General features: G+C 44.3%; 24 protein-coding genes. 16 read left to right on the top strand and 8 right to left on the bottom strand.

Features of this window, described 5'->3' with window-relative positions:
• Window positions 1-67: 67 nt before the first annotated feature.
• From CXF82_RS11260 to CXF82_RS11270, 3 genes are all read left to right on the top strand, one after another.
• The gene (locus CXF82_RS11260; protein WP_101089597.1) at window positions 68-973 is read left to right on the top strand and encodes an acyltransferase; all 906 of its coding nucleotides are present in this window, start codon (window positions 68-70) and stop codon (window positions 971-973) included.
• Window positions 974-979: 6 nt separating this feature from the next.
• Complete coding sequence (locus CXF82_RS11265) at window positions 980-1,921, top strand: acyltransferase (protein WP_101089596.1); 942 nt, start codon at window positions 980-982, stop codon at window positions 1,919-1,921.
• 353 nt (window positions 1,922-2,274) lie between these two features.
• Window positions 2,275-2,688 (top strand): energy transducer TonB, encoded by a 414-nt coding sequence (locus tag CXF82_RS11270; protein WP_101089595.1) that lies wholly within the window; start codon window positions 2,275-2,277, stop codon window positions 2,686-2,688.
• Between the two features lie 189 nt (window positions 2,689-2,877).
• Here CXF82_RS11270 and CXF82_RS11275 read toward each other — a convergent pair whose 3' ends face one another.
• Together CXF82_RS11275 and CXF82_RS11280 are read right to left on the bottom strand one after the other, a co-directional pair.
• Complete coding sequence (locus CXF82_RS11275; RefSeq protein WP_101089594.1) at window positions 2,878-3,966, bottom strand: branched-chain amino acid aminotransferase; 1,089 nt, start codon at window positions 3,964-3,966, stop codon at window positions 2,878-2,880.
• A gap of 168 nt (window positions 3,967-4,134) precedes the next feature.
• Entirely contained in the window at window positions 4,135-4,893 is a 759-nt protein-coding gene (locus tag CXF82_RS11280; RefSeq protein ID WP_101098065.1) for a TetR/AcrR family transcriptional regulator, read from the bottom strand.
• Window positions 4,894-5,081: 188 nt separating this feature from the next.
• On the opposite strand from CXF82_RS11280, the gene CXF82_RS11285 reads away from it, so the two are divergent.
• The 6 genes from CXF82_RS11285 to CXF82_RS11310 all read left to right on the top strand — a co-directional run bounded on the left by CXF82_RS11285 (window position 5,082) and on the right by CXF82_RS11310 (window position 11,338).
• On the top strand, window positions 5,082-6,584 hold the full coding sequence (locus CXF82_RS11285; protein ID WP_101089593.1) for a flavocytochrome c: 1,503 nt from the start codon (window positions 5,082-5,084) through the stop codon (window positions 6,582-6,584).
• 11 nt (window positions 6,585-6,595) lie between these two features.
• Complete coding sequence (locus CXF82_RS11290; protein WP_102044211.1) at window positions 6,596-6,949, top strand: cytochrome c3 family protein; 354 nt, start codon at window positions 6,596-6,598, stop codon at window positions 6,947-6,949.
• Between the two features lie 35 nt (window positions 6,950-6,984).
• Window positions 6,985-7,722 (top strand): cupin domain-containing protein, encoded by a 738-nt coding sequence (locus CXF82_RS11295; RefSeq protein WP_232775176.1) that lies wholly within the window; start codon window positions 6,985-6,987, stop codon window positions 7,720-7,722.
• Between the two features lie 57 nt (window positions 7,723-7,779).
• Window positions 7,780-8,256, top strand: coding sequence for a DUF3299 domain-containing protein (locus tag CXF82_RS11300; protein ID WP_102038769.1), 477 nt, complete (start codon window positions 7,780-7,782; stop codon window positions 8,254-8,256).
• A 22-nt stretch (window positions 8,257-8,278) separates the two neighbouring features.
• Window positions 8,279-9,412: a hypothetical protein gene (locus CXF82_RS11305; protein WP_102044212.1), complete on the top strand. Its 1,134-nt coding sequence runs from the start codon at window positions 8,279-8,281 to the stop codon at window positions 9,410-9,412.
• A 297-nt stretch (window positions 9,413-9,709) separates the two neighbouring features.
• Entirely contained in the window at window positions 9,710-11,338 is a 1,629-nt protein-coding gene (locus tag CXF82_RS11310) for a methyl-accepting chemotaxis protein (protein WP_101089588.1), read from the top strand.
• A 99-nt stretch (window positions 11,339-11,437) separates the two neighbouring features.
• Here the strand turns inward: CXF82_RS11310 and CXF82_RS11315 are convergent, their stop codons facing one another.
• Window positions 11,438-12,229: a TetR/AcrR family transcriptional regulator gene (locus CXF82_RS11315; protein WP_101089587.1), complete on the bottom strand. Its 792-nt coding sequence runs from the start codon at window positions 12,227-12,229 to the stop codon at window positions 11,438-11,440.
• Between the two features lie 339 nt (window positions 12,230-12,568).
• Here CXF82_RS11315 and CXF82_RS11320 point away from each other — a divergent pair, with 339 nt between their 5' ends.
• The 5 genes from CXF82_RS11320 to CXF82_RS11340 all read left to right on the top strand — a co-directional run bounded on the left by CXF82_RS11320 (window position 12,569) and on the right by CXF82_RS11340 (window position 17,841).
• The gene (locus CXF82_RS11320; protein ID WP_102044213.1) at window positions 12,569-14,092 is read left to right on the top strand and encodes a flavocytochrome c; all 1,524 of its coding nucleotides are present in this window, start codon (window positions 12,569-12,571) and stop codon (window positions 14,090-14,092) included.
• Window positions 14,092-14,460 carry a cytochrome c3 family protein gene (locus CXF82_RS11325; protein WP_101089585.1) on the top strand — a complete coding sequence of 123 codons (369 nt, stop codon included), beginning with the start codon at window positions 14,092-14,094 and terminating at the stop codon, window positions 14,458-14,460. Before CXF82_RS11320 ends, CXF82_RS11325 begins: the two co-directional genes overlap by 1 nt.
• Before the next feature lie 56 nt (window positions 14,461-14,516).
• Window positions 14,517-15,650: a hypothetical protein gene (locus tag CXF82_RS11330; RefSeq protein WP_102038766.1), complete on the top strand. Its 1,134-nt coding sequence runs from the start codon at window positions 14,517-14,519 to the stop codon at window positions 15,648-15,650.
• A 185-nt stretch (window positions 15,651-15,835) separates the two neighbouring features.
• Window positions 15,836-16,921: a DcaP family trimeric outer membrane transporter gene (locus CXF82_RS11335; protein ID WP_102038765.1), complete on the top strand. Its 1,086-nt coding sequence runs from the start codon at window positions 15,836-15,838 to the stop codon at window positions 16,919-16,921.
• Window positions 16,922-17,097: 176 nt separating this feature from the next.
• Complete coding sequence (locus tag CXF82_RS11340) at window positions 17,098-17,841, top strand: cupin domain-containing protein (RefSeq protein ID WP_101089612.1); 744 nt, start codon at window positions 17,098-17,100, stop codon at window positions 17,839-17,841.
• Between the two features lie 59 nt (window positions 17,842-17,900).
• Here the strand turns inward: CXF82_RS11340 and CXF82_RS11345 are convergent, their stop codons facing one another.
• Genes CXF82_RS11345 through CXF82_RS11360 form a run of 4 tightly spaced genes read right to left on the bottom strand, consistent with a single transcriptional unit; the run spans window position 17,901 to window position 22,231 of the window.
• Window positions 17,901-19,097 carry a BamA/TamA family outer membrane protein gene (locus tag CXF82_RS11345; protein WP_102038764.1) on the bottom strand — a complete coding sequence of 399 codons (1,197 nt, stop codon included), beginning with the start codon at window positions 19,095-19,097 and terminating at the stop codon, window positions 17,901-17,903.
• Entirely contained in the window at window positions 19,094-20,395 is a 1,302-nt protein-coding gene (locus tag CXF82_RS11350) for a DUF4056 domain-containing protein (protein WP_308303179.1), read from the bottom strand. Before CXF82_RS11350 ends, CXF82_RS11345 begins: the two co-directional genes overlap by 4 nt.
• Entirely contained in the window at window positions 20,392-21,300 is a 909-nt protein-coding gene (locus CXF82_RS11355) for an alpha/beta fold hydrolase (protein ID WP_102044214.1), read from the bottom strand. The genes CXF82_RS11350 and CXF82_RS11355 overlap by 4 nt, the downstream gene beginning before the upstream one ends.
• 43 nt (window positions 21,301-21,343) lie before the next feature.
• Window positions 21,344-22,231, bottom strand: a complete 888-nt coding sequence (locus CXF82_RS11360) for a virulence protein (protein ID WP_101089580.1) — start codon at window positions 22,229-22,231, stop codon at window positions 21,344-21,346.
• A 566-nt stretch (window positions 22,232-22,797) separates the two neighbouring features.
• On the opposite strand from CXF82_RS11360, the gene CXF82_RS11365 reads away from it, so the two are divergent.
• Window positions 22,798-23,430, top strand: coding sequence for an outer membrane beta-barrel protein (locus tag CXF82_RS11365; RefSeq protein ID WP_102044215.1), 633 nt, complete (start codon window positions 22,798-22,800; stop codon window positions 23,428-23,430).
• A gap of 268 nt (window positions 23,431-23,698) precedes the next feature.
• Window positions 23,699-24,421, top strand: coding sequence for an SOS response-associated peptidase family protein (locus CXF82_RS11370; RefSeq protein WP_101089578.1), 723 nt, complete (start codon window positions 23,699-23,701; stop codon window positions 24,419-24,421).
• Between the two features lie 90 nt (window positions 24,422-24,511).
• On the opposite strand, the gene CXF82_RS11375 is transcribed toward CXF82_RS11370, so the two are convergent.
• Window positions 24,512-25,798, bottom strand: coding sequence for an acetyl-CoA hydrolase/transferase family protein (locus CXF82_RS11375; RefSeq protein ID WP_101089577.1), 1,287 nt, complete (start codon window positions 25,796-25,798; stop codon window positions 24,512-24,514).
• Window positions 25,799-26,069 lie beyond the last annotated feature (271 nt).

Genomic DNA, 26,069 nt, shown 5'->3' on the forward strand with positions numbered 1-26,069 from the left:
CATCTAGATTGAGACAAACCACTACAACGAGTACTATAGGTCTCCGTTTTTTATCCTGGGGTCCTCAATGGGCGCAATTGTGTCACGCATTACGGGAAGTTTAGCGTTCTTCTTTTACATCATTAATACTGCATTTTGGGTTACTCCCATTTTAGTGGTCAGTATTTTCAAGCTAATTCCTCTCACTTTTACGCGTACCGCTTGTACTTATTTCCTCGATTTCTGTGCCAGCTCATGGATCCGTTGCAATGGGGTAGTTGAAGACATTTTCCATCCCGTCAACATTGATGTTCAAGGTGATGCACAATTATCACCAAAAGAGTGGTATATGGTGATTGCCAACCACCAATCTTGGGTCGATATTCTTATTTTACAACGGGTGTTAAATGGCAAAATTCCTTTTCTTAAATTTTTCCTGAAACAGCAATTAATCTTCGTTCCAGTTTTAGGACTCGCTTGGTGGGCGCTCGATTTTCCTTTTATGCGTCGTTATAGCACTGCACAGCTACGTAAAAATCCGAAGTTACGCGGTAAAGATATTGAGATAACACGTAAAGCCTGCGCTAAGTTTAAAAGTAAGCCAGTGAGTGTGATGAACTTTGTTGAGGGCACACGCTTTCACCCCGCTAAACATCAGAAACAAAACTCGCCTTTCACCCACTTGCTCAAGCCAAAAGCAGGCGGTATGGCGTTTGCGCTATCAGCAATGGGCGACCATATTCATAAGTTGGTTGATGTTTCTATTTGCTACCCTGACAAAGTGCCTACTTATTGGGAATTTATTAGTGGGCAACTTAAAGAGGTCAAAGTGCATATTCAAGTGCGCGAAATTGGCGAATCACTGCGTGGTGATTATATTAAAGATCGTGAGTTTAAGATTGAATTCCAAAACCAGCTGAATCAAATTTGGCAGCAGAAAGATCAAGTGCTTACTGAGTTAGCACAAGTGAAAACAACCAGAGAAGAGGCTTAGCGCAAGATGTTAAATTTTTTACCCGGCTCATTTTTATATTTTATGAGTACCACATTACTGATCATCAACACCATTGTGTGGACCTCACTGATCTCACTGGGCGGGATCATAAAACTGGTGGTTCCTTTTACAGCTGGACGCGTGTTACTCACGCGTCTAATGAACCGTTTTATGTGGGGATGGGCTACCTGTAATGGCGGTATTCTTATGCTGTTGGCCGATATGGAATGGGATGTTGAAGGCTTAGACAACCTCGATAAGAAAAGCTGGTACCTGCTTATTAGTAACCATTTAAGTGGTTTTGATATTGCAGTGCAAACTTATGTACTGCGTAACCATATTCCCATGCTTAAGTTCTTTTTGAAGCGTGAACTCATGTATGTGCCCTTTCTTGGTTTAGGTTGTTGGGCACTTGATATGCCTTTTATGAGTCGAACCAGCCCTGCTAAGTTGAAGAAAAACCCGAAGTTAAAAGGTAAGGATTTAGAGAGCACCCGTAAAGCCTGTAGAAAGTTTCGTTTTATGCCGACCTCGATTATCAACTATGTCGAAGGCAGTCGCTTTACCGAAGAAAAACATAGACGCCAAGACTCACCTTATCGCTATTTATTACGCCCAAAAGCAGGCGGTATTGCTTTCGCTTTATCAGCGATGGGAGAGCAGTTTACTAACGTGCTGAACGTGACTGTACTTTATCCTGAAGTGTTTAAGAAAGATGCTTTGCATGAAGTGATGCATGGTCGTTTGAAAAAAATTGTGGTGCGGATCAAAATCCTTCCTGTACCTGAAGTTGATAATAAGCGCTACTTCTCTGAGGCGAGTTATCGTGTCGAGTTTCAGCGCTGGTTAAACCGGCTCTGGCTAGAAAAAGATGAAGAGATCCACCAGCTAATGATAAAACATGGCGCGCCAACGGAACAAATTGCAGAGAAAAAGCCAGCAGAGTAAGCGATTGAACATTTGAATAAAGGCGCACTAACGGTGCGCCTTTTTATTGCTTGATCTACGCTAGCCATGGTTATCCAATCCAGCTCCCAAAGTCGCCCTTCGCTAAAGTTGCCTCTTACCTCTATTAGCATCATAAATAATTCATTTAATAATGGGTAATATTCACAATCGCTTTTTATAAGTAATGTCAGCTACTTAAAGTCCATTAATCACTTAAACAATATTGCTCATCTCATTTTATTAAAAATCAGTCAAACCCTTGAGCCCAACACCTAGACAGCAGTACGTTCGACCTATATATTAACACCGAAATTAACAGCTTGTTAACACTTGTTTCTACCGGGGTACATTAAATGCCGATAACTTGGTTCCATTTTAAAAATGCCTCTTTGACGTGTTTGCTATTATTGTCGGGGTCATTGCTAGGCTGCACCAACACCACCACGAAGCAACAAGACGTTAGGGTTCTCGATCTTGATAGCACCAGCTTTGCCCATTATTGGGTCACAAAAGATAAGCTAATTAATTGGCGTAAAAGCCTCGCTAAAGCCTCAGCAAGTAATGTCGAATTTGCAGAAACTAGTTACCAGATCTCTTTCGTGGTCGATAATGAGGGACAGATGCGTCAACTAGAGATCATCAATAACACCACCGGAGCGCTTTTAGATAAAGCGATTATGGCTGAGGTGTCTAATCAACAGTTTTATCCAACGGCGCAAAACAGTGCACGCCAAGCTGTACGCATTAATACCAGCTTTCGATTATAAGACAGAGCCATAAGATGTGATGTTTCAGCAGAAGCTCAAAGCTCTGCAGACCGTCTTTTTAAGGGGATGGAGAAGCGCTCTGCACTGAGCGATATTGAATAAGACAGCTATGCATTGAGTTAGCGATAAAAAATAGTCATAAAAAAAGCTCCCAATGGGAGCTTTTCATTTTGAATACCGACAGAAGTATTACGCCCGTCGTTCAACCAGTTTTACCCAGCCTTCAGGTCCTTCTATATGGCCCTTTTGGATCTCTGTCAGCACATTGTAGATACGCTTAGTATGCTCACCCACATTACCATCACCGACGGTAACAATGCGGTTATCTTCAAATATATAAGAGCCTACAGGCGATACTACCGCTGCAGTACCAAAACCACCCGCTTCAATAATTTCGCCAGACTCAATATCTGCAATAAATTTATCTAGCATGACCGTTTCTTGTCGAACATCACACCCCAGTAATTCACTTAAATCGAGAATTGACTGCGATGTAATAGACTTCAAAATGGTATCTGTAAACGTAGGAATAATGATGCTGCCATCTTTAAGCACATGGAAGTGGTTCATCGCACCCACTTCTTCAATTTGCTTGTTGTTAGCATCTAAATAAAGCACTTGCGCAGCGCCATATTCCGCCGCAGCTTTACCCGCTTTTAATGACGCGGCATAGTTACCCGCGGCTTTAGAAGCGCCCGTGCCACCTGAGACAGCACGATGGAAGCGCTCACTGATCAGCAAACGAATCGCTTTATCAAAACCGTCACTGTAATAAGGACCACTTGGGCTCAACATCACACAGAAAGTATATTCTTCGCTTGGGCTTACCGATAACCTGTCTTCAGTGGCAAACACAAAAGGTCGAATATAAAGACAGGCGTCTTCCTGCATTGGGAACCACAGTCTGTCGACATCAATGAGCGCATTAATAGCTTCGATTTGCGTTGCTTCAGGGATCGCCGGGATACAGATAATATCCGCTGAACGGTTTAAGCGTTCGGCGTTTTTATCAATGCGAAAGGTGTAGATTTCGCCATCTTCATGTTGAAATGCTTTTGCACCTTCAAACACAGATTGGCCATAATGCAATGCGATTGCACCAGGCGCGACTTGAAATGGACCGTATGGCACAACCCTAGGATCACACCACTCACCATCGCGATAATCCATTAAAAACATATGGTCAGTTCTGAGGTTTCCAAAGCCAACATTGGTGGTTGGTTGGAATTGCTCAGTACGGCGCTCTAACGCAGGTTTTAAATTATAGTTTATTTGCATTGCATACCACCTTGAATACTGACTGAGCAGACTATGCAGTGGTCACAAAAAAGTCAAGTAAAACGCGGGCTAGCATTAATTTATTCAGCATTTTAAGCGCTGGTAATAATGGACACTTGCAACTAGGGATAGGCGCGCTTTTACAACATCAACGATTGATTAGTGACCTTACTCCCTGCAATCGGATTTTTTCCCTATCGCTAAGCAATTTTCACAGCTTCGAATATTGCCATGCCCTTTATCGAGAAAGTCGCAGATCCGCGACGATAATCCCAGCATCATCTCTTGGCTTATAGGCTTTCGCCATTGGTAGCGATTCATTAAACGGCTGATATGTCGATGACCAAGCATATCTTCCGCGGTAAAATACTGCTCATCCATCAACTTACTTTCGAAGGAAGAGGTGATACCCGCAAGGAAAAAATACAACGCTTGGCTGAGATCCTTAATATCAGTTTCGGTTGCTTGCAAGTCACCTGATACAACCGCATCTTCTAATGGGCGTTTAATACGACTCCAAAACAAATTAACTCTATTTTTTAATACTTCAATTTTATCAGAGCTGGCTAATTGCCAGAACATACTATTAATTGATACCACTCGCAAAATGTTAAAGATTGGGCTTCTCTTCACAACTTCAAAGGTAAATAGTATCGCCAGCACTGAACGCTCATTAATAGTTAAGTCAGGATTTTCTTTTATAAAAGTCGGTATTTGGCTCGATATTGTATTTCTTAAAAATAAACACACTAGTACATCTTCTTTAGATTCAAAATATTTATATAAGGTATTGGTTGAGCACTCTGCACCTTTGGCTATCTGTGCGAATCTAAAAGACACAACCCCTTGTTTATCAATTAAATCCTCCGCGACATCGAGTAATTGATTACACCTGATCGCGTCACAATGACTACTGGGACAACGCATTATTTAAACCTATAAATACTATTTCAGCATCTATATTATTCTGCTCTCACCAATTAGATACATAAAAGAAACATTTTCTTGAACAACGCCACAAAAAACTTTACTACCTAATACAAAATGTGATTTCGCGCATCATTGACTTACAAGCAGAAGCATATTGTTAGCCCAAGTTAATTGGAGATTAAAATATGCAAACAAGACGTTCGTTTTTAAAGTTAGGCGCTGGAGCTGCAGCTGTTGGTGCATTCGCGCCACTTACCGTTAGCGCAAATTCTTCCGATGTAAAATGGGATGAAACACATGAAATCGTTATCGTGGGTTCTGGTTTCGCAGGACTTGCCGCCGCAGTCGAAGCCGGTAAATTAGGCGCCAAAGATATCGTCATATTTGAAAAGCTCGGCGTATACGGTGGTAACAGTACACTGAATGCTGGCCAAGCCTGTTTCGCAAATACCGATTTGCAAAAGCAATTGGGTATTGAAGATAGCGCTGAACTCATGGTTCAAGACCAACTTAAATCAGGGCGCGGTTATGCTAGCGAAGAACTGCTTACCCACAGCGCCGAGCTTGGACCTTATATTTACCAACTCACTAAAGATTGCGGCTGTGTTTACCGCGACCACATCATCAACACGGGTGGCACCAGTGCCACCCGTAGCCATCAAGTGGTTGAACGTAGTGGCTCAGGCTTTATTCGCCCTATGCTCAAAACAGCCCGTAGTTATGGTGTTAAAACCAAAATCCGTCATAAATTTGAACATCTCATCACGGCAAAAGATGGCACCGTACTCGGTATTCAAGTGCGCCGTGGCTATCACTTCGGCCATGAAGAGTCAGGCGAGCTCATCAATGTAAAAGCAGAAAAAGGCGTGTTAATAGCGACGGGTGGATTCGGTGCCAACGTCAGTTTCCGTCAAGCACTCGATCCTAATTTGGGTGCTGATGTCGGTTGTACCAATGCACGAGGTGCTACAGGTGATGGCCTAATCGCTATGCTCGCCGAAGGCGCGATGCCAGTGCATTTGAGCTTTATTCAATCAGGCCCTTGGGCATCACCTGACGAAGGTGGTTTTGGTTACGGCGCAGGGTTCTCACTCTATAACTTCCCACACTCTATCGCCATTGACCGCAATACCGGTCAACGCTTTATGAATGAAACAGCTGACCGTAAGACCCGTGCTGATTTAGAAGTGCTGCGTCGTGATAAAGAGGGTAAGCCTAACCCTGCACTGTTAATTGCGCCTAAGCATGAAGCAATGAAAGACCCTTCAATGCACAACGTATTGAAATATAACGTTGCCTGGGAATTTGACAGTGTCGACGCCATTGCTAAGCATTTTGACCTGCCGCTCACAGAACTTAAGAAACAAATAGAGGATTGGAACATCTACGTAAAAGCAGGTGAAGACCCTCAGTTTGGCAAACGCATGAATATGAGCACCGGCATCTACCTTACTGCGCCTTTTATCGTGCAGCGTTTATGGCCAAAAGTGCATTACTGCCAAGGCGGTATTCAAATCAATACCAAAGCAGAAGTGATTGCCGCTAAATCAGGCGAAAAAATCCCAGGGCTTTATGCCGCAGGTGAAGTATCCGGTGGTGTTCATGGTGTCAGTCGACTCGGTGGTTGTTCAACACCAGAGTGTATGGCATTTGGCGTTACTGCCGCCCGTTCAATCATGAAGGCATAAGGAATTTTTCGATGAAGACAGTTAACACATTACTTTTACTCGTCCTTGGCGCTTGTATTGCACTTTCAGCACAGGCACGTGACCAACGTGATTACCATGAAATGGTCTACGACTCAGGCTGTAAAACCTGTCATGACCAAGGCATGAAATCTTTCCCGTCTGATGATTCTTGCCTGCAATGCCATGACATGGCTGAACTGGCGCAGCAGACAAAACGTGAGGGCGATGAGGCGAGACAAAACCCCCATGACAGCATGCATTACGGCCAAGAAGCCCCTTGTATGGAGTGTCACGGTGAACATACACCGAAGCAAGCCATCTGCATGGATTGCCACAACTTTGATTTTCCAAAATTTAAGCAATAAAAACTGAAAAACCTAAAAAATATAAGGGATAGATGATGAAAAAGTTACTCGCAGTTTCTGCAATTTTAGTGACGGGTTGCGCCGTTGCCGGCGACAAGCCAGCCGACCAACCTTGGCACAATGAAAGACCAACGCTGTCTACCATCAATGCGCCAACGAAAGTCATGCCGATGGTATGTAAGCAAGAGCAAGCGATGGCTTACCTCAAAGAGCTACAGTCTGGCGAGAAAGATATTTATAACATCAAGTCAAACGATCATGGCGGTAAAGGCGCAAATGACTCTGGCTGGTTAACTTGGCGTGTAGATGATCCAAGCAACCTAATCCCTTGCCCTGCAGGCGGAGCCAGCGCGACTGAAGTTGGTATGTGCTGGAAAGAGCTAAACGATGAACCAACAGTTATTGGTTTAGTGCGTGTAGCACCGGGTACTGCAGCGCCTCATTACCATCGCGAAATGGAGTGTTACTACGGCATAAGTGGTCAAGGTCTTACTTGGGCACAAGAGCGTATGCAACCATTTGGACCTAAAGATTATATTGAAATCCCAAGTAAAGCGATGCACTACACACCGAACACCTATGATGACCAAGATTTGATCTACATGTACTGGTTCCCATTAGATGGCAAGTTCTCGACCTTTAAGTACCAGTGGCCACAAGATGTAGGTCCAGGTGAGCAACTGATGTTTGATTTCATCCCCTACACCAACTCTAAGCTAGTGCGTTCTGGCAACGGTGGTTATGGCTGGGATGTCGTTCAAAAATCTAAGTAATCGTACTTAACCCACAATAGAGCGTGAGGCCAAGTATCCTTGGCCTCCTTATACACTATGAAAAATCTTATCCTGGCGTTTAGTTTACTGTTTAGCTCCTCCCTTCTAGCAGAAGAGGCCGTATCAATCATGTGGCACAACTTGGCACCCGGCGCCGCCAACCTGCCAGTTGAAACCAATGTCAATCTAGCCCTAGACGGCAAGAAGGTGATTATTCCTGGTTTTGTGGTACCGCTGGATGGAAAAAATAGCGGTTACGTTAAAAACTTTCTGCTAACACCGCAGCAAGGTGCTTGCTTTCATAAGCCGCCGTCACCGTCGAATCAATTGATCCATGTTGCTTTTGACGTTCCCGTAGCAATCCCTGATTTACAGCAACCTATGTATATCGCGGGCACATTGACGGTGAAAAATGCCCAAGCTGGGTTTGCTAAAACCGGCTATCACTTAGAAGGCATTGAAGTCATCCCATACCCAGTGAAGATAAACACAATTGTTGATGAGCAAGAACACCAACACGAAGTCGCTAGATAGATAAGCAAAACAAAAGGTAATGATGATGAAAAAGACCACTCAATTTATGTTGTCAGCAGTGGCAACTATGATTGCACTTTCTGGCACCAGCGCTTTTGCCGAAGAGCAAGCAGACGGTATCAATATTGGCGGAGCCGTGCGCGTAAACTACGGCTATAAAGATTACAACGAAGCATCAAAAGATAAAGGCGGCGATTTAACCTTTGATATGGCGGCGCTTAAATTTAATGGTAAGAAAGGCGATTGGGGCTTAGCTGCCGAGTATCGCTTTACCTCTGATACCAACTACATAAAGTATGGCTACGCCTTTTACGATATTGACCCTAACTGGCAGCTACAGTTTGGTATCAACAAGGTGCCTTTTGGTAATGCTGAATTTATCTCCAACAGCTTTTGGTTCGGCCTACCCTATTACTTAGGCTTTGAAGATGACCATGATGTTGGTGTTAAAGCCACTTTCGAAAAAGATGCTTGGCATACCGATCTGGCCTTCTACAAGAATCCAGAGTACGGCCCAAGCGAAAATAAACGTTACGCCACAGACCTATATACCGGCACCATCAACGGCACCGAGTATAACAACGAAGAAACCAATCAAGTTAACGTGCGTCAAAGCTATACATTTGAGCATAATAGCGGCTTTACAACCCTAGGTGGCTCAGCTCAGTTTGGGCAGATCTATAACAGCAAAACGGGCAATAATGGCGATCGCTACGCTGTGGCTGTGCACTTAGACTCTAGCTTCAATGATTGGAATTTACAGCTACAAGCATTGCAGTATGAATATGATGCGGCAGATGCAGAAGACCCGAACAAGATTGGCGTTTCAGTCGTTAGTTGGCAGTACGAAATTGCTTCTAAAGGTCAGTCATACAGCGCAAACATCGCCAAGACATTCAACACCGATTGGGGCAGCGTGAAATGCTATAACGATTTTGGCCTAATGACACCGGATGTTGACGACGATGATTACGACAACAGCTTACAAAACGTGACAGGGTGCGCCATTGCTGCGGGTCCGACTTACACCATGGTCGATTTTATCATGGGTAAGAACATGACCTTCTCAACCGCCAATAACGACCATGTTGGTTTACCTGAAATGGGCGATGATTGGGACAAGCGCGTTAATATCAACTTCGGCTATTACTTCTAGCCAAGATTACTCTATCCATGGTGAGTTGAAGCTCGTTGCAATAGGTTTATCAATTGCCATAGATAGGGATTTTAGGACCGGTTTCATCTGCTCAAACATCACACCTACATTTAGGTCCAGCCCTCTCCCAGAGGGCTTTTTTCTATTTAAAATAAAACCTGTGTAATCACACTGCTAGATAAACTCAGAAAAATTATTCGCGGCAGTCATCACAACATAAAACATACAAATAAAAAACAATATAGGGCAACTGTTTAGAAAATCCTAAATAATCATAGACTCTGACTCGGAAAAATAATGTTAAATCGCCTCTCTATCGTACAAAGGATCTGGCTACTGTTAATCTTCATTGTGTTTGCGTTTATCGTAAGCTCTGGATATGAATCCTTTAACCAAAAATCACGCATGCTAATACAACGACAAGCTGAAATTAGCAGTGTCCTCAATTCTGGACTATCGCTACTTCAACGAGCTCAAGGATCTGTAGACCGAAATGAGTTAACACTGTTACAGGCGCAGGAAATGGTGAAATCAGAGATCTCAGCCATGAGATATCGAGGCCAAAACTACCTTTGGATATTTGACACTGAGGCGACACAATTGGCCCATGGCACCAGCCAAAAAGATGTCGGCAACAACCTGATTAACTTTACTGACCCTAACGGCAAAAAAGTCTATGTCGCCTTCCTTGACGTGATACGACAATATGGTGAAGGTTATGTCGATTATGTTTGGACTAAAACGGGCTCCAGCACTCCCGAACCTAAGCTTAGCTTTGTGAAGCTATATAAACCTTGGGGGTGGATATTAGCAACGGGTGTCTATACCGACGATATCAATGCAGAATTTAGTCAACTCATTAAAGACAAAGTGATATTTTTCAGTCTGCTATTAAGCATGATTTTTATCGCATCGATGTTAATCATTCGTTCAATTACCCGCCCATTAAATGCAACCACTCTCGCGATGGAAGAGATAGCTCAAGGAGATGGTGACCTCACCGTCAGACTCGAAGTATCGAGTAAAGATGAGCTAGCTCAATTAGCCGTGGGCTTTAATCAGTTTGCGGAAAAGGTGCGACGGATCGTCATCGAAATGCAGCAAAGTCAAACCGTGCTCGATAGTGCTACCGGTGAGATGTCGGTGATTACTAGCCGTTCGCGAGAACTTCTGACCCAACATCAGCATGAGAATCATCAGGTAGCAACCGCTATCCACGAGATGAGTGCCACCATAACAGATGTTGCCCGTAATGCCGCCGATGCGGCCAAGTCTGTACTAACCGTTCAAGACCGAGCATTGAAAGGCAATACATTGGTGGAGGACAACATCACCTTTATCAATGAACTGTCAGACACAGTCCATCAGATAGTCAATGCGATGAATGGCCTTAAGCAGGAAGCACTCGACATCAACAATATTTTAGATGTTATCAAGTCGATTGCAGATCAGACCAATCTATTGGCACTCAATGCTGCTATTGAAGCTGCCAGAGCCGGTGAGCATGGTCGTGGTTTTGCCGTTGTCGCAGATGAGGTACGCACCCTAGCAATGCGAACACAGCAGTCGACTCAAGATATTGAACGTATGATTCTCGGTATGCAAACTCAAGTTGATGAGGCCGTTAAGACCATAGACTTAGGCAGACAAAAAGCGGATTCCAGTGTACAGCAAGCCAAACTCACCGCCGAAGCTTTTGGTGACATCAGTGCTGACATCGATGTGGTCGCAGATATGAATACTCAGATAGCCTCAGCGACCGAGCAGCAGAGTGTGGTCGTCAATACCGTACATCAAAATATCGAAAACATCAGAGAGGCATTTGATGAATCAGCGTTAGGCGCTCAGCAAATAGAGATAGCCGGACAGCAGCTACAAGCACTAGCCACCGATATATCATCAACACTGAGACAGTTCAAAGTATAGAGAAGAGTTTCCCTTAAATTGCAGTTTTTGGACCAGTAACATCATCTCCAACATCACATCAACTATTCGGTCCAGCCCTCTTATTGAGGGCTTTTTTATTTATCTAGCGATGGCCTCTAGGCGTGAGCAGGCTGAGATTTTATCCGTCGATGCACACACTAACGCACTGCATGTTGCGCAGGTCATATGCTCTCGATAGTGTTTGTCGAAAAAATCTGAACTTCTATTTTCCAAAGATTCAAATAATTCAGGCGTTAATGGCTTTGCCCATTTGTACTGCCCCATTAAGCGCGCTAAATGGCGATAGCAGGTTTCGCGGCGATTTGATAGATATTCAGGAGCGATTAGCTGGCTTTCAAACTGAGTCAATGAACCGGTTAGATAAAAAGTAATGCCTTGCACTAACTCTTTTACTTCTAGGGGGGTTGCTTCTAGTTCCCCTCTTTCTATCGCTTCATTAAGTGATTTAGTGAACCAACCCCAGAAGCCATTAATACGTTTTTTAAACTTTGCAATTTTTGCGTCACTCGCCAGCTGCCACACCATGGTATTGACAGAGACTGAACGCAGTGTAAAAAAGCTCTTACTGCGTTTAATGGTTTCAAAGGTAAACAAAATTGGCAATAGCACTTTTTCTTGTGCCGTTAGTTCAGGATGCTTATCGATAAAAATGGGCAGATGATTAGAGGTGGCACTACGCAGAAAAAGACAAACGAGGATATCCTCCTTTCGTTCAAAAAACTTATAGAGAGTACCTGTGGAACAACCCACTTCTTTGGCTAATTGAGAAAACTTAAATGACACGATCCCCTGTGACTCAATAAGCTGCTCCGCAGCGTCGAGTATTTGATTACAACGCATCATGGGCAATGCTTCAGTAGGACATTTCATCATTACAGCCTTTATATCTATTTGCGATAATTATGCGCTGTTAAAAATTGTTAGTTTAGGTGTTGCTTCATTAATCGGGATTAACTTCACGCTAATACCCGTTTATTATTTGGCTTTGTGAGTTACTTCATACAAACATTTCAACCACAGCTGTTAACTCAGTATAAAATCCTGTCACATTTTCCACCGCAATTTACTAGCTCTTTTTGAGTAGAGAAAAGATCTTCGAGATCTGACTCACGAATAAATTTGTCACTGAAAAAATGGCGTGACTTAGTTCACTTTTAGCAGCCTAACTTGTGTTTATCGTTACCTCATTCCCATTGAGAGGATTCAAGAATGCAAGGTAGAAGAAATTTTTTAAAACTAAGTGCGGGTGCCGCAATTGGTAGCATAGCAGCAACGTTGCCCGGTACTGTCCAAGCAAAAACCTGCAGCGAGATTAACTGGAACGAAAGCGTCGATGTGATTGTTGTCGGTTCTGGTTTTGCAGGCCTATCCGCTGCGCTCAATACTAAACGTCAAGGCATGGGTTCAGTATTAGTTTTAGAAAAGATGCAAGTGATTGGTGGTAATTCGGCGATTAACGGTGGTTGGTTAGCTATCCCAAAAAACCCGACTCAATTAGCACAAGGTATTAATGACGATTCACCAGAAGAGCTAGTGAAAGATCAAATAATTTCTGGGCGTGGCATGCAGAACGAAGCTGCACTGCGCCAAATTGCCAACCGAGCCTTAGATGCTTACGAGTTATGCATCGATACAGGGGTTAAATTTAAGGAAGGCTTCAATATTCAGGTCGGTGGCCACAACAAGGCGCGTGCGATCCGCACCCAACACGGTACTGGTGGCGATATCACCACCAAGCTATATGAAGCGGGTGTAAAGGAAGGCGTTGATTACCGCCTACAACACTATATTGAAGACTTCATCATGGATGGCCAGAAGATTATCGGTGTCAAAGTGCGTAAGAACTACCGCTTCCCCGATCTAAAAACCGGTAGCAGCATTTTTATCAAAGCCAACAAGGCTGTGATTTTAGCCAACGGTGGCTTTGCTCGTAACATGGCATTGCGTGCAGCCGTCGATCCATCGTTGGACCCTACACTCGATTGTACCAATGCATTAGGTGCAACCGGTGAAGTGACACTTACCGCAATGGCTTATGGCGCACTGCCGGTGCACATGAACCTTATCCAAACTGGCCATTGGGGTTCACCTGATGAAGGCGGATTTGGTTGGTCTAATGCCCTCCTTTCAATTGGCTGGCACCAAGGCGCTTCGATTAGCGTGCTCAACGGCAAACGCTTTATGGATGAGCGAGCCGATCGCAAAACCTGCTCTGAAGCCATTATGAAAAACCGTAACAGCGATGGCAGCCCAGCTTACCCAATCGTGCTCTTTAACTACAACAACTACGCCGAAGACCATCGTGTTACCCGCGCATTGCGCGACAAGATGGCCTGGAAGCTTGATTCGCTCGATGATATCGCCGCAAAATTCGATATCCCAGCCGATGAGCTAAAACACAGTATTACTGAGTACAACACGCACGTTAAAGCCGGTAAAGACCCACTGTTTAACCGCAAAATGGATACTGCTGAGGTGCTAACAGGACCGTTTGTTGTCTCTCGTATTTGGCCAAAAGTGCATTACTGCATGGGGGGGCTTAAAACCGATTTAGCCGCTCGCGTCATTGATGGCCGCTCAATGGAGTCAATTAAAAACCTCTACGCCATTGGTGAAGTTACCGGCGGTATTCACGGTGAAGCACGCTTGAGTTCAACCTCTTGCCTAGAGTGTCTCGCGATGGGGATCGTCGTCTCTGAAACGATTAAAGCTGATCTTAAGGGAGCCGTCTAATGAACAAGCTATTACTTACAGCCCTACTTAGCTTTGTGGTGTCACAAGGTGCGATGGCCGGCGAGTTAGTCAAAATGAAAGGCAGCACCAAAGGCCGAGTAAACCACGAATTTATCTACCAAGATGGCTGTCAATCTTGCCACCAAGGTTCAGGTAGAAAGAATGCCACGGATAGCGCATGTGTTGAATGTCATGGCGACATCAACAGCATTGATGTCGATGAAACCAAACTGGCGATCCCAGAAGCAAATCCACATAAGTCACTGCATTACAACCAAGGTGCAAGTTGCCTTGCATGTCATGGCGAGCACGAGAAAAAAGCACCAGTTTGCGCTGAGTGCCACCGTACTTGGTTTGAAGAGATGTAATAGAACAAATTTAAATACAAAAATCTAAAAATCTAAAAATCTAAAAAATGGGAATGATGATGAAAAATACCACTAAGTTTATGTTGTCGATGGTGGCCACAGCAATCGCACTTTCAGGTTCAGCAGCATTCGCTGCCGAGCAGGAAGATGGTATCAATGTTGGCGGCGCTGTAAGAGTTAATTACGGTTATAAAGACTACGATGAAGCCTCAAAAGACAAAGGCGGTGATTTAACCTTTGATATGGCCGCTATCAAGTTTGACGGCAAAAAAGGTGACTGGGGATTAGCGGCTGAATATCGCTTTACTTCAAACACTAACTACATCAAATATGGATACGGTATCTACAATATCGATCCTGATTGGCAACTACAGTTTGGTATTAACAAGGTGCCTTTTGGTAACCGTGATTTTATCTCAAACAGCTGGTGGTTTGGTCTTCCTTATTACCTTGGTTTCGAAGATGACCATGATGTCGGTATCAAAGCAATCTACGAGAAAAATGGCTGGCACACAGATTTAGCTTTCTATAAGAATGCTGAATATGGCCCAACTGAGAACAAGCGTTATTCGACCGACTTATACACAGGTACCATCAATGGCACTGAGTATAACAACGAAGAGACTAACCAGTTCAACGTGCGTCAAACCTATACAGCAGAACATGAAGGCGGCCAAACAACGATTGGTGGTTCTGTTCAATATGGTCAAATTTATAACAGCAAAACGGGTAATAATGGCGACCGTTACGCGGTAGCAATGCATTTAGACAGCAGCTATAAGAGCTGGAATCTACAAGTGCAAGCGATGCAGTATGAGTACGATGCCGCTGATGCTGAAGATCCAAACAAAATCGGTGTTTCAGTGGTTAGCTGGCAGTATGAAATTGCCTCAAAAGGTCAAGCGTACAACGTTAATATCGCAAAAACATTTACCACTGATTGGGGTAGTGTTAAATGCTACAACGACTTTGGTTTAATGACGCCAGATGTTGATGATGATAACTACGATAACAGCATGCAAAACGTGACAGGTTGTGCCATTTCTGCCGGTCCAACTTACACCATGCTTGATTTCGTCATGGGAAAAAACATGACCTTCTCAACTGCTAACAACGATCATGTTGGTCTGCCTGAAATGGGCGATGATTGGGATAAACGCGTTAACATCAACTTTGGTTACTACTTCTAACGGATGAAGATTTAGTGAACTAAAGCTATCGGCAGGAGTTAGGTTGCTCCCACTTTTCTCCTGCCACCCAATTTACTTTTTGATCCTACTAACATTTAAATCTGATATCTCTCATCTGTTTGTAGCCATCTCAATAAATCATGCCCTTGTTAGGGTTTTGCAACCCTTCTCAACAAGAAAAAACTATGAAATCAATGATTAAAACTTCCATCTTTATTTGTTTGGTTGGCACTTTATCTGCGCCATTGTCAGCCAGTGAGTATCACTTTGGTGGATTTATCAAAGCAAATGCACGCTACATTGATGGCAACATTGCCTTTCAGGACAGCTGGACCGGTGGTGGCAGCGTCACAGAATCTGCTAAACGAAGTCAGTTTAGCGCAGCAGAGAGTCGCTTTAATGTCACTGTGACTCAAGGGGATGTGAAAGGATTTGTCGAAATCGATTTTGCCGGTTCATCACAAGGTAATGCTGTATTTTCTAACTCTTACAGTCCACGCCTAAGGCATGCCTTTATTGAGTACCAAGGTGTCACTGCAGGACAAACTTGGTCAACAATGGTTAATACCAGCACCTTTGCCGAAACGGCCGATTTAGGTGGACCATTAGTCGGTCAAGCGATGGTGCGACAAGCATTAATTCGTTACCAAACAGGCGATTGGCAATTCGCGCTAGAAAACCCCTATACCTATGGCAAACAAGCCATGCGCGATGGCGCTCAAACTGCTGCAGAGCCAGATTGGATAGACACCAGTAATGACTATGTACCCGACGCCATAATCCGCTATGACCAACAAGGAGATTGGGGCAATGTTTCAATTTCTAGCTTACTGCGCTATTTAGATCCTGCCGACAACGCACAGCTGGCAGCGGGGGTGTCGGTTGCTGCCAAACTACACACCTTCGGCAAAGACGATTTACGAATGCAGCTACATTACGGCAATTTGGGGCGATATGTAGGTACCGACGCCGCGCGCGACATCGTCAACGGTGAAGTTGAAACAACGCTTTCAGCCATGTTTTCCTATCGCCACTTTTGGACTGAACGCACCCGTTCAAGTCTATTTTATGGCCGTACAACAACAGAGATTGAACAAACTGACCGCTTTCATATTGGCGCCAACATTTTTACCAACTTAACCCCGGTATTAGCACTGGGCTTTGAAGTCGGCCGCTATCAAATCAGTGATGAACTGTCTGCCTATACATTACAGCCAGCTGCGCAAGGTTCATCCAATTATGTGCAGTTAAGTTTGCAGTTCTATCTATAAATTGTGGCTAACGAAAAGAATATTCGCGAGCTTGCTCACGAATAAGTTTGTTAGTCAAAACACGGCGTGATCCAATTCAAATTTACGCCGCAACAATCGCTTTATTGTTAGTTCAAGCCCGTTTAAACGAGCACAATATCGCAGCTAAAGCTGCATCAGCTAAAAACAGGATAGGAATGATGAAACTAAAAATGATATTTGGCATTGCTGCGCTAACATCCACAGCCGCTTTCGCCCAAGGCCCACAATGTAATCACGCACAATTGCCATTCCAGCAGATGACACCAGTGCCATACGACAGCACACCGTACTCGCCACAAGATACCATGCCAGTTCAGTGTAGTAACCCTATGGTAGAAGCGTACATTGCTGACTGGGAAGCGGGTAAAATTGATTTCAATAGCATCCAATCTAACAGCAGTATTGCTGCCGATCAGCGTTTCTGTAAGACATTAGATGACAACGGTAACATCCTAGAAGTTAAAGATTGCGATAAGTCAAAATCACCGGTTGGTTACATTTGGAAAGAGCTTTCAGATAGCCCTATGGTCATGGGCATTACCGATGGTGGTAAGTCAGATCATGCCCCCCACTTCCATGGTCAACCTGAGTGTTACTATGTGGTCAATGGTGAAGGGCAAACACTTGCCGATAACCAGTTCAAGAAGCTTGGTACAGGCCAGTACTTCTACATTCCCGGTGCAACTATCCACAACACGCCTATCATGTCTGATAAAGGTTTAGGTGTGATGTACTGGTATCCAAACAACGCTCACTTTGATGGCTTTAAGTACTACTGGCGTAAAGATGTGAAAAACCTTCGCGTTGCTGAAGAAGCATTTGACCGCGTTGATGAGATCCGTAAGCGTGACCTAGATTTAGGTCCATACGGTACTAACGAAGCTGTTTTCAAAAAGTAAGCTAAGTTAATCTTATTTGGGGCTCAATTGGGCCCCAAATTAACGTCATCAACAATCCGCTAAAAAGCCTCATTGACGTTAAAATAAAAGCCGCTGTCACCATCACCCCATGCCATATCTAAGCGTAAGTTCACTCTCGGTTTAACTTCAAAACGGTAACCAACACCGCCATTAGGTAGAATTGTATCGCGGTTAAACCCACTGACATCATCTGCTATCACGCCAGCACCACCCCAAAAGACCATACCATGTCGACCAGGAAGATTAAGCCGATACTCCACTTGCGTAAGCAGCATTTGCTTGTCACGGTAGCGACCCGAGGTATAACCGCGTAATAAGCTACCGCCGCCTGCCTTAGATAACTGATCCCAAGGCACATCACCCGAGGTAAAACGGCCACGCAGTTGCCATGCTAAAATATCTTCGCCACGGCCTATTTTCATGTATTCGCTGTAGAGCGCGTTATAGACATCAAAGTCGGTTTTACTGCCTAATTTCTGTCGATAAAACGCGGCATCTATTTCTAAAATGCGCCCTGATTGTGGATTAAGTACGTTGTCGCGACTGTCATGATTAAGTAGCACATTAATCCCCACATTGCGTGAACTTTCCTCTAGCGCTTCGGTAGCCACACTTGAATCTAACGGATTGATTTTTTCGGCGCTGGCATAGCTGAAATCAAAACCAATACCCACAAAACTAGTCGGACTCATTCGCTGTAATAACATAGGATTAACCGACATGATGCGTTGGTTAAACTCAACACGATTACCATCATTGTGATTAGCATCGTAACCCACACCATAAAATACATCTGGCGCATCAAACACTTCAGCGTTGAGATAAAAGCGTTGATTGTCTTGATTGATAAAGGTCTTATTGGCGATTGTCATCCCTAGTGCACCATTAGTTGAGGCCAAACCGTTAATCACCAGTGACGATAACTGACTGACCTCATCATTCGGATCATATTGGTACAAACCTACCGCAGAGATCCCCACACCAAGATCCATTTCTGGATTATAAAAGGGTCCCGGCAGGTAGCTGAAATCAATCAGTTTATCGGAGTTAAACTCGCCATCAGCCCCTAAGGTCTGTAAGAAACCTTCGAGCCAACCTTGGGAAACGTCATCATCTTGTGGTTGTGTGGCCTCTATTGAACCTGTCGACTCCGTAGCGGCAACATAAGGCACCTTGAGCGTACATCCTAAAACGAGACTGAGCATAAGCGCATTAGCGATATTACCGCTATTCATGGTTGTGCCTCTAACTCGGTAAGGTGGCGAGCTCGCTGCTCTATATGCTGCTGTAATTCGATTGAGTCTTGTATTTGGTTGTACTCACTGATGCGATAAAAATCGGCTTGAGTGAAGCCATTGCGCCACAGTTTCTCTGGGATATGGCTAAAACTGGATCTGAATTTATCCGCCACCGACAGCTTTTGCTGAGCAATCGCATCAATGTCGATCCCATGTATGGTGTTACTCAGGGCTAAGTGATGCGGCTGAGCATTCGACTCATACAGCTCGCTAACATCGCGCCATTTAGCATGGGAATTAGCTAAGGATTCTGGCACTAAGTAAGGTGGCTGCTTATCGCCTAACTCATAATGGCGTTTGAGCAGCATAAACTTGTTCGGTAAGGGTTGCGTTGAATCCCACCAAACGCCATCAATGACATCAAATAGTGCATTGGTTTGCGCTATAGAAACAGGTTCTAACCAGGTGAGTGTAGCCGCTAGCCATTGTGTCATGTGTTGATTATATAACTCCTTATTCATCGCCAAGTTATTAGTCAGCAAGGCTAATGCTATCTTGGCGCCCAGCATATTGGAATAAAGATCTTCAGGTGAATAAGCCGATACCGCCTCAGACCACGGCACCCAACTACGATAGCCATGCCACTGCGCGACTTCATGAGCCTCCGCCATAAAATAAGCTAAGCGCACGGAGATGGTCGCTGCAATTTCCCAGCGCTGAGCGGCGGTTAAACCAGAGGTATCAAAGGCTTTGAGCTCTATGGTGCGTGGACCAATTTCATCAGGCAGTACAATACTCTGCGGCAAACCTAATTGAGGGTAAATACGATAGAACAGGGCAATGGCATTATCAGCGGTATCGCGCACGTGGGCTAAATCGATAAAACCGCCACGTAGGGTATAAATTTGGCCGTTATTCTCACCGCCACGACTGCCATTAGGCGCACCTTTTTGGTAGCTAAATGTCCCCGCCTCAAAAGCATGTGGCCCAACACTGTCGACCGCTAACGTGTTAGCATAACGAAAGAACGGCACAGGCACAGAGCCGACTTGGACTTTTTGCGCATTGCCAAAGGCGCAGCAAGGACGAACATCTTCAGGCATACGCACTAATGGTAAATCTTGCAGCACTACGTCACCCATCAACAGTGGGTCAGGCTCATTATCTAGCGCGGCAGCAATCGCAATATCACTGGGTAAAGCTCGCACTTGCCAATCAGGGCTACTACACGCGCCAAGCAGCAATAGGCTAATCACCAGCACCCCACTTTTCCAACTTAAATTACCCGCCATCATTGTATAAACGCCTTTATTGCTTGGCTAATGATCTCAGGGTGCTCATTGCTGATCCCATGAGCCCCTTTTGGAATAACCACTATCGGAGCGCTTAAATAATTAGCCAGTTGGATCCCCGATGCCAATGGGAAAACTTGATCATTCTCACCCCAAATCAGCATGCTTGGCGGTAATGCCTCCACAGCTATCGCCGCCGCAATACGATCTCTGTCCGCCGGTAGCCCCTCAATGAGTAAGTGTTTTTCTTGGCGGTGCTGTACAAAGTACTGAGCAAAAATGGCTTCATCAATAAAAGCGGGATACCAAGGAAAGTCAGTAAAAGTCGCATCGAGCAAGCGACGCATCTGCTGAGCATTTTCAGGTACAAAAACCTCGCTGGCATTATCGACGCCAAAACGTTGATTCATTTGTGCTAAGTCGTTATCAGAGAAAAGCACACCAGGACTTGCTAACAACACTGCTTTTTCAACCTTAGGCTCGTTAACCATTAAGTCGAAAGTGACAAAGCCACCGTAGGAGATCCCAACGACATTGACCTTATCGAGTTTAAGCGCATCAATAAGCTGGCGAATCGCTTGTGACTGAGTCGCAAGACTAGGTGCAGCCTGACTAACAGAGTCACCAAACCAAGCTAAGTCTGCTGCAATAACCTGATAATCTTGACTCAACTCAAGCATCACTTGCTGCCAAGTCGTGACAGCCGAGCCACCAAACCCATGAATGAGCAGCACCGTTTTACCTTGTCCCGCTTGCCAATAATTGAGCTCACCGCCCTCTGATAACGTAAGCTGCTGCTGTGAAAAACCCACTTTTTGCAATGCGGCTTTGTCACTTGAATCAGCCATCTCAACAATTGAACAACCACTGATAAATAGGATACTGAGTAATAGATAAATAGATCGCATAATGCCCCCTGAAAGTGCCTGATTAAACTTCCGATTAAATGCTTTAGAAACGATAACCTAAGCTCATCATGAAGCTCGTCCGCGTACCTATTCCCAACTCCATCAACAGGTCGATATTTTTAGTTACCCCGATTTGCCCGCCAATAAGGCCATTCCATTTATCTTCAAGATGCTGGTTGACCTCAAACTTTGCCTTACCCAATGGAATGCCAATATCTTGCAGGTAGCCACTAAAGGTCTGTTCCACATTTTGATACATAGCCCCGGCCCATATCTGAATATCATGATTGTTATAGCTAGTGCGGTATCCAGCACGAGGGGATACTACGATACTGCTGATCTCACCATCTAAAATATCCAAATTAGTATTGGTATAATTAATATCAAGCAATGCAAACCAATTGCCGATGCCGCCGACTAGCGTGCCGCCCACACCATAGGTAGTGCCTTTGAAGTTGAGTTCGAAATCGAATGGGTCACTAACGCTCTGGCAAGGATTGATCTTACATACCAACGGTGGCAACACTGAAGACCAGTCAGCTTCAAGCTGTACATTCGCCACACTGCTGCCTTTGGTATGCCCTATTACCCCATATAAATTCAAAAATGGCAGTACCCATGCATCAGCTCTAAAAGTGATGGTTTCTGACTCTTGCTGCGCTTCACTGCCTTTTATACTGAGCAGATCATCTAGGCCGCCTAATCCAGAAAAGGCAACAGAATCGACGATTAAAGGTTGCTCCATCGACATATAGTTGACGCTAAAACCAAATGGCTTTGGTAATTCATGCCCCAAATCAATCGCTTCTTGAGCCCAAATAGGAAAGGTGCGGTCATAACGCACTTGATGCGGCTCTCGCTCGATAGCGTGAACAGGTGCAATACAAAACAGCATGGTTGATATAGCCATGATTTTTAAAAATTTAAACATGTATAGTTTGAGCCTTTGCTGAAAAAGAGAGGAGTGAATGTTGTTTCAATGAAGGTCGCACATAGATTAACTAAGACGAGGCAATACATTAATGAAGCATAATTATCTCGTACTAATCTGAAATAAATCTGAAATGAGAGCCATCACCAACAACAATTAGAGTAAAAGGTCTAATTTAATCTGTATTGTTAAAACAACATTAATCAGGGTTAAACAGATTTGCGGTACGATTGCTAAAAGCCCCTTATAGAGGGCGCAGATAAGCTGGGTTAACTGATGAAAGAGAATGCAAAAAGGGGATTGTTGTAAGAAAGCTTTAAATATAAGTTGCCATAACACGACACTAGAGAGAGTTCAAAAATAACACTGCAATAAATTAACCCAATATATATCAGCAGATTAACAGTACTGCGTTCCGTTACATATAGCTAAAACAGAAAGTTCCCTTATCGTTAATATCATTCAGTTATTATTCAGCTAGTGTCCCCTACTATAGCTCCAACGAAACGAAACACCTCGATTGATAATGAACACAATCAAAAATTTTTTAGTGTGGGAGCACAAATATGAAAACTAAATCACTTATCTTGGCATCAGTAATCGCAACCGTAATTTCAGCACCTACAATGGCAGCAGATTGGTTTATCGGTGGCGGTGTTGGCGCACAGCAAAACTCATATAAAGGTTCAACAACCACTGAAGTAACAGTTGATCCAGGGTTTAACAGCGAGACTGAAAACTGGTCAACATCTGAAGATAATGCAGTTTACGAACTAAGAGCGGGTGTTTTTCTAGATGATAATAACCGTGTTTACGGTACATACTCTTACAACTCAGATGATTTTGCTAAGCAACAGAGTTTATTACTCTCTTATGATTACCTTGTAGCCCTAGGTGATAGCAACAAGCTGAACTGGTTCATCGGTGCAACAGCGGGTGTTAATCACATCAGCCCTGAAACTGCGCTTGCTAACTCAAGCAACAACTTTGTATGGGGTGGTCAAACAGGTATTATGTACAAGATCAATGACAACCTAAGCACAGAAATTGGTTACCGTTACCTTAAGCAGGATTATGATGCTTCAGCATCTATGACCGTGCAGCCTCCAATGGAAGGTGCTATTGGAACAACCATTACAGAAACGGCATCACTAAATGATAGCCAGCAACTATATCTATCTGTTGATTACCGCTTCTAAGCGAGTCGTTATATAGACCTTGCCTCACGCTAGCGCACGGGGCATACAAAAACTCCAGCAATGTATATTGCTGGAGTTTTTGTATCTGTTGTTTATTGATATTTATCAGCCTAGCGCATTTAATCCAACCCATCGCTAACGTCGTTTTACTCGTATCATCCCCTCAAGAAACAACAGCCTCGCGAGGTCAATACCAGAGGCATGATGTTTTCCAACCTCATATCTGCTATTTATACAGGTAACAGCGATTACTAAAACGAGAATAGAGATGTGCGGTCGACTGAATGTTATCGATGATATGTTCGTACAAGCATTGATGGAAGACTTACGCGTCAACAATAGCGACGAGATGCTCTATTCTCGCTTTAAAATGCCGACCAATGACATCAGTATTGTGCGTGAAACCGAAGACGGCGAACGACAATTACAGACAGCTACTTGGTGGCTTTTACAACAAACGACTTATCACGGTTTTAAACCGAGTCGCTTTACCTCGTTTAATACCCGTTCCGATAAACTCAACCAACCCAATAGTGCCGGCTTTACGCCATTTAGAGAGAGTCGCTGTATTGTGATTGCCAAAGGTTTTGGCGAAACAGAGACAAAAGGCAGCCGCAATGTTTATCATGATTTTATCGCGGAAAATGCAGCGGTAGCCTTTGGTGGATTATATCGAGAATGGCAACACCCTAAAACAGGCGAGAGTCGCGTTTCCTGCTCCATCATTACCAATCCACCTCACCCTGATTTACTGCCTTATCACAGTAAGGCAAGCCCGATGATTCTACCTGAAGATGAATCAATAATGGACGCATGGCTGAGCCCTCATAATCAACAGGTAGATATGTTTGACGAGCTATTAACGCCAGCACTGCGGCATGACTTTATAGCCCAGAAGATAGATAAACCTAGCCTACACAATGCTATCGGCAAGCCATCGAGATTAACGCCCAATGACTTTCTTGCCGCTCAGCGCAGCACCAATGAATAAAATCAAAACAGCAATCCCTTACCGAACCTAGATATCACAGTGACTTTAAGGTGCTTATTTTAGAGATCGCGTAGGGCAAGGCAAAATTAACTACACCGTCAATCCCCACATGTCGAAAGTCTCTCGACAGAGCTGTTCTCTAAAATCTGGATGGGCGATATCTATCAAGTCTCTCGCCCGCTCTCGTAACGATCTCCCCCTTAAATTAACGATGCCATATTCAGTAACAATATAATGCACATGGGCGCGAGTGGTCACCACTCCCGCACCGGGAGATAACACGGTACTGATCCGCGAGACTGAGCCACGTGCAGCCGTGCTCGGCAGTGCGATCACCGAGCGGCCGCCCTCAGAAAGGCCTGCGCCACGAATAAAGTCCATCTGACCACCGACTCCAGAGTAAATTCGAGTCCCTAAAGAGTCAGCACAAATCTGCCCTGAGATATCCACCTGCAGCGCGGAGTTAATCGCCATGACATTAGGGTTTTTACGGATGATAGACGTGTCGTTGACCTGCTCGATATCCATAAATATCACCGAAGGATTATCATCGACATAATCATAGAGTCGCTGGCTACCGAGTGCAAAACCGGTGACGAGCTTACCGGGATGTACCTTCTTACGGCTATTATTGATCACCCCAAGCTCGACTAAGTTAAGCACCCCATCTGAGAACAACTCGGTATGCACCCCAAGATCTTTATGCTTGGTTAAACAAGAAAGCACTGCATCAGGTATGGCACCGATCCCCATCTGTAGACAATCCCCATCACGTACTAGCTTCGCCACATTTTGCCCTATCGCGAGGCTAACCTCATCACTTGCGGCTAATGGATGTTGTGGCAGTGGCATACTCTGCTCGTATACAGCGGCAAACTTATTATAATGAATAAAACCATCGCCATGCGTTCGCGGCATGAGGGGATTGATATGAGCAATAATCTTACCTGCTACCTGACAAGCAGCCAATGTCGCTTCAACTGAGATCCCTAAGGAACAGATGCCATGTTTATCAGGAGGAGAAACTTGAATGATGGCGGTATCGATGGGCTGTTCACCCGAACGAAATAGCTTAGGCACTTCAGAGAGAAAAATAGGCACGTAATCCGCATCCCCCTGTTGCAGTAGCGAGCGAGTTGGTAAGCCACCAAAAAAACAACGATGCCGCAGATGGCCCTTGAGCTTCTCGCTACTGAGTGACTCAGCTCCTTCAGTGTGCAACTGTAACAAGGTCAGATCTTGCTTGGTTAATGCATGCTCAGCAAGAGCATCGAGTAGCAGGGTCGGAGTCGCCCCCATTGAATGTGTCCATAGCGTCTCACCACTTTGAATTAAAGACACAGCCTCTAAAGCACTACTGCAGATAATGGGTGCCATCAATGATCCCTAATATAATGATTATGCCGCCAGTGTATGAGGTTCGGTCATTCATTAACAGCGGTTACACATGCCAGTTAACGATGATGTGATCTTAAACAACTCAGCCAATATTTGTACAACGAAGGCCGTTCTGAACACTTCCGTCTAGCGCTGTAATCTACAGTCATCCAATACAAGAATGATGCTGGCTAATCATTGTGGTCATAAACGTAATCTGGTCATTATTTAAAGAGGTTGAATCACCTATCGATTGGTGACGACCAACAAT

The organism is Shewanella sp. GutDb-MelDb (assembly GCF_002836075.1).
Lineage (GTDB): Bacteria > Pseudomonadota > Gammaproteobacteria > Enterobacterales > Shewanellaceae > Shewanella.

Bases quoted from the DNA above. Each gene is read 5' to 3' on its own strand.
- CXF82_RS11295 (WP_232775176.1), top strand. From the start codon at position 6,985: ATGAAAAAGTTACTCGCAGTTTCTGCAATTTTAGTGACGGGTTGCGCC.
- CXF82_RS11340 (WP_101089612.1), top strand. From the start codon at position 17,098: ATGATGAAACTAAAAATGATATTTGGCATTGCTGCGCTAACATCCACA.
- CXF82_RS11335 (WP_102038765.1), top strand. From the start codon at position 15,836: ATGAAATCAATGATTAAAACTTCCATCTTTATTTGTTTGGTTGGCACT.
- CXF82_RS11315 (WP_101089587.1), bottom strand. From the start codon at position 12,229: ATGAAATGTCCTACTGAAGCATTGCCCATGATGCGTTGTAATCAAATA.
- CXF82_RS11305 (WP_102044212.1), top strand. From the start codon at position 8,279: ATGATGAAAAAGACCACTCAATTTATGTTGTCAGCAGTGGCAACTATG.
- CXF82_RS11310 (WP_101089588.1), top strand. From the start codon at position 9,710: ATGTTAAATCGCCTCTCTATCGTACAAAGGATCTGGCTACTGTTAATC.
- CXF82_RS11360 (WP_101089580.1), bottom strand. From the start codon at position 22,231: ATGTTTAAATTTTTAAAAATCATGGCTATATCAACCATGCTGTTTTGT.
- CXF82_RS11350 (WP_308303179.1), bottom strand. From the start codon at position 20,395: ATGATGGCGGGTAATTTAAGTTGGAAAAGTGGGGTGCTGGTGATTAGC.
- CXF82_RS11365 (WP_102044215.1), top strand. From the start codon at position 22,798: ATGAAAACTAAATCACTTATCTTGGCATCAGTAATCGCAACCGTAATT.
- CXF82_RS11320 (WP_102044213.1), top strand. From the start codon at position 12,569: ATGCAAGGTAGAAGAAATTTTTTAAAACTAAGTGCGGGTGCCGCAATT.
- CXF82_RS11275 (WP_101089594.1), bottom strand. From the start codon at position 3,966: ATGCAAATAAACTATAATTTAAAACCTGCGTTAGAGCGCCGTACTGAG.
- CXF82_RS11280 (WP_101098065.1), bottom strand. From the start codon at position 4,893: ATGCGTTGTCCCAGTAGTCATTGTGACGCGATCAGGTGTAATCAATTA.
- CXF82_RS11260 (WP_101089597.1), top strand. From the start codon at position 68: ATGGGCGCAATTGTGTCACGCATTACGGGAAGTTTAGCGTTCTTCTTT.
- CXF82_RS11285 (WP_101089593.1), top strand. From the start codon at position 5,082: ATGCAAACAAGACGTTCGTTTTTAAAGTTAGGCGCTGGAGCTGCAGCT.
- CXF82_RS11355 (WP_102044214.1), bottom strand. From the start codon at position 21,300: ATGCGATCTATTTATCTATTACTCAGTATCCTATTTATCAGTGGTTGT.
- CXF82_RS11325 (WP_101089585.1), top strand. From the start codon at position 14,092: ATGAACAAGCTATTACTTACAGCCCTACTTAGCTTTGTGGTGTCACAA.
- CXF82_RS11375 (WP_101089577.1), bottom strand. From the start codon at position 25,798: ATGGCACCCATTATCTGCAGTAGTGCTTTAGAGGCTGTGTCTTTAATT.
- CXF82_RS11370 (WP_101089578.1), top strand. From the start codon at position 23,699: ATGTGCGGTCGACTGAATGTTATCGATGATATGTTCGTACAAGCATTG.
- CXF82_RS11300 (WP_102038769.1), top strand. From the start codon at position 7,780: ATGAAAAATCTTATCCTGGCGTTTAGTTTACTGTTTAGCTCCTCCCTT.
- CXF82_RS11330 (WP_102038766.1), top strand. From the start codon at position 14,517: ATGATGAAAAATACCACTAAGTTTATGTTGTCGATGGTGGCCACAGCA.
- CXF82_RS11270 (WP_101089595.1), top strand. From the start codon at position 2,275: ATGCCGATAACTTGGTTCCATTTTAAAAATGCCTCTTTGACGTGTTTG.
- CXF82_RS11345 (WP_102038764.1), bottom strand. From the start codon at position 19,097: ATGAATAGCGGTAATATCGCTAATGCGCTTATGCTCAGTCTCGTTTTA.
- CXF82_RS11290 (WP_102044211.1), top strand. From the start codon at position 6,596: ATGAAGACAGTTAACACATTACTTTTACTCGTCCTTGGCGCTTGTATT.
- CXF82_RS11265 (WP_101089596.1), top strand. From the start codon at position 980: ATGTTAAATTTTTTACCCGGCTCATTTTTATATTTTATGAGTACCACA.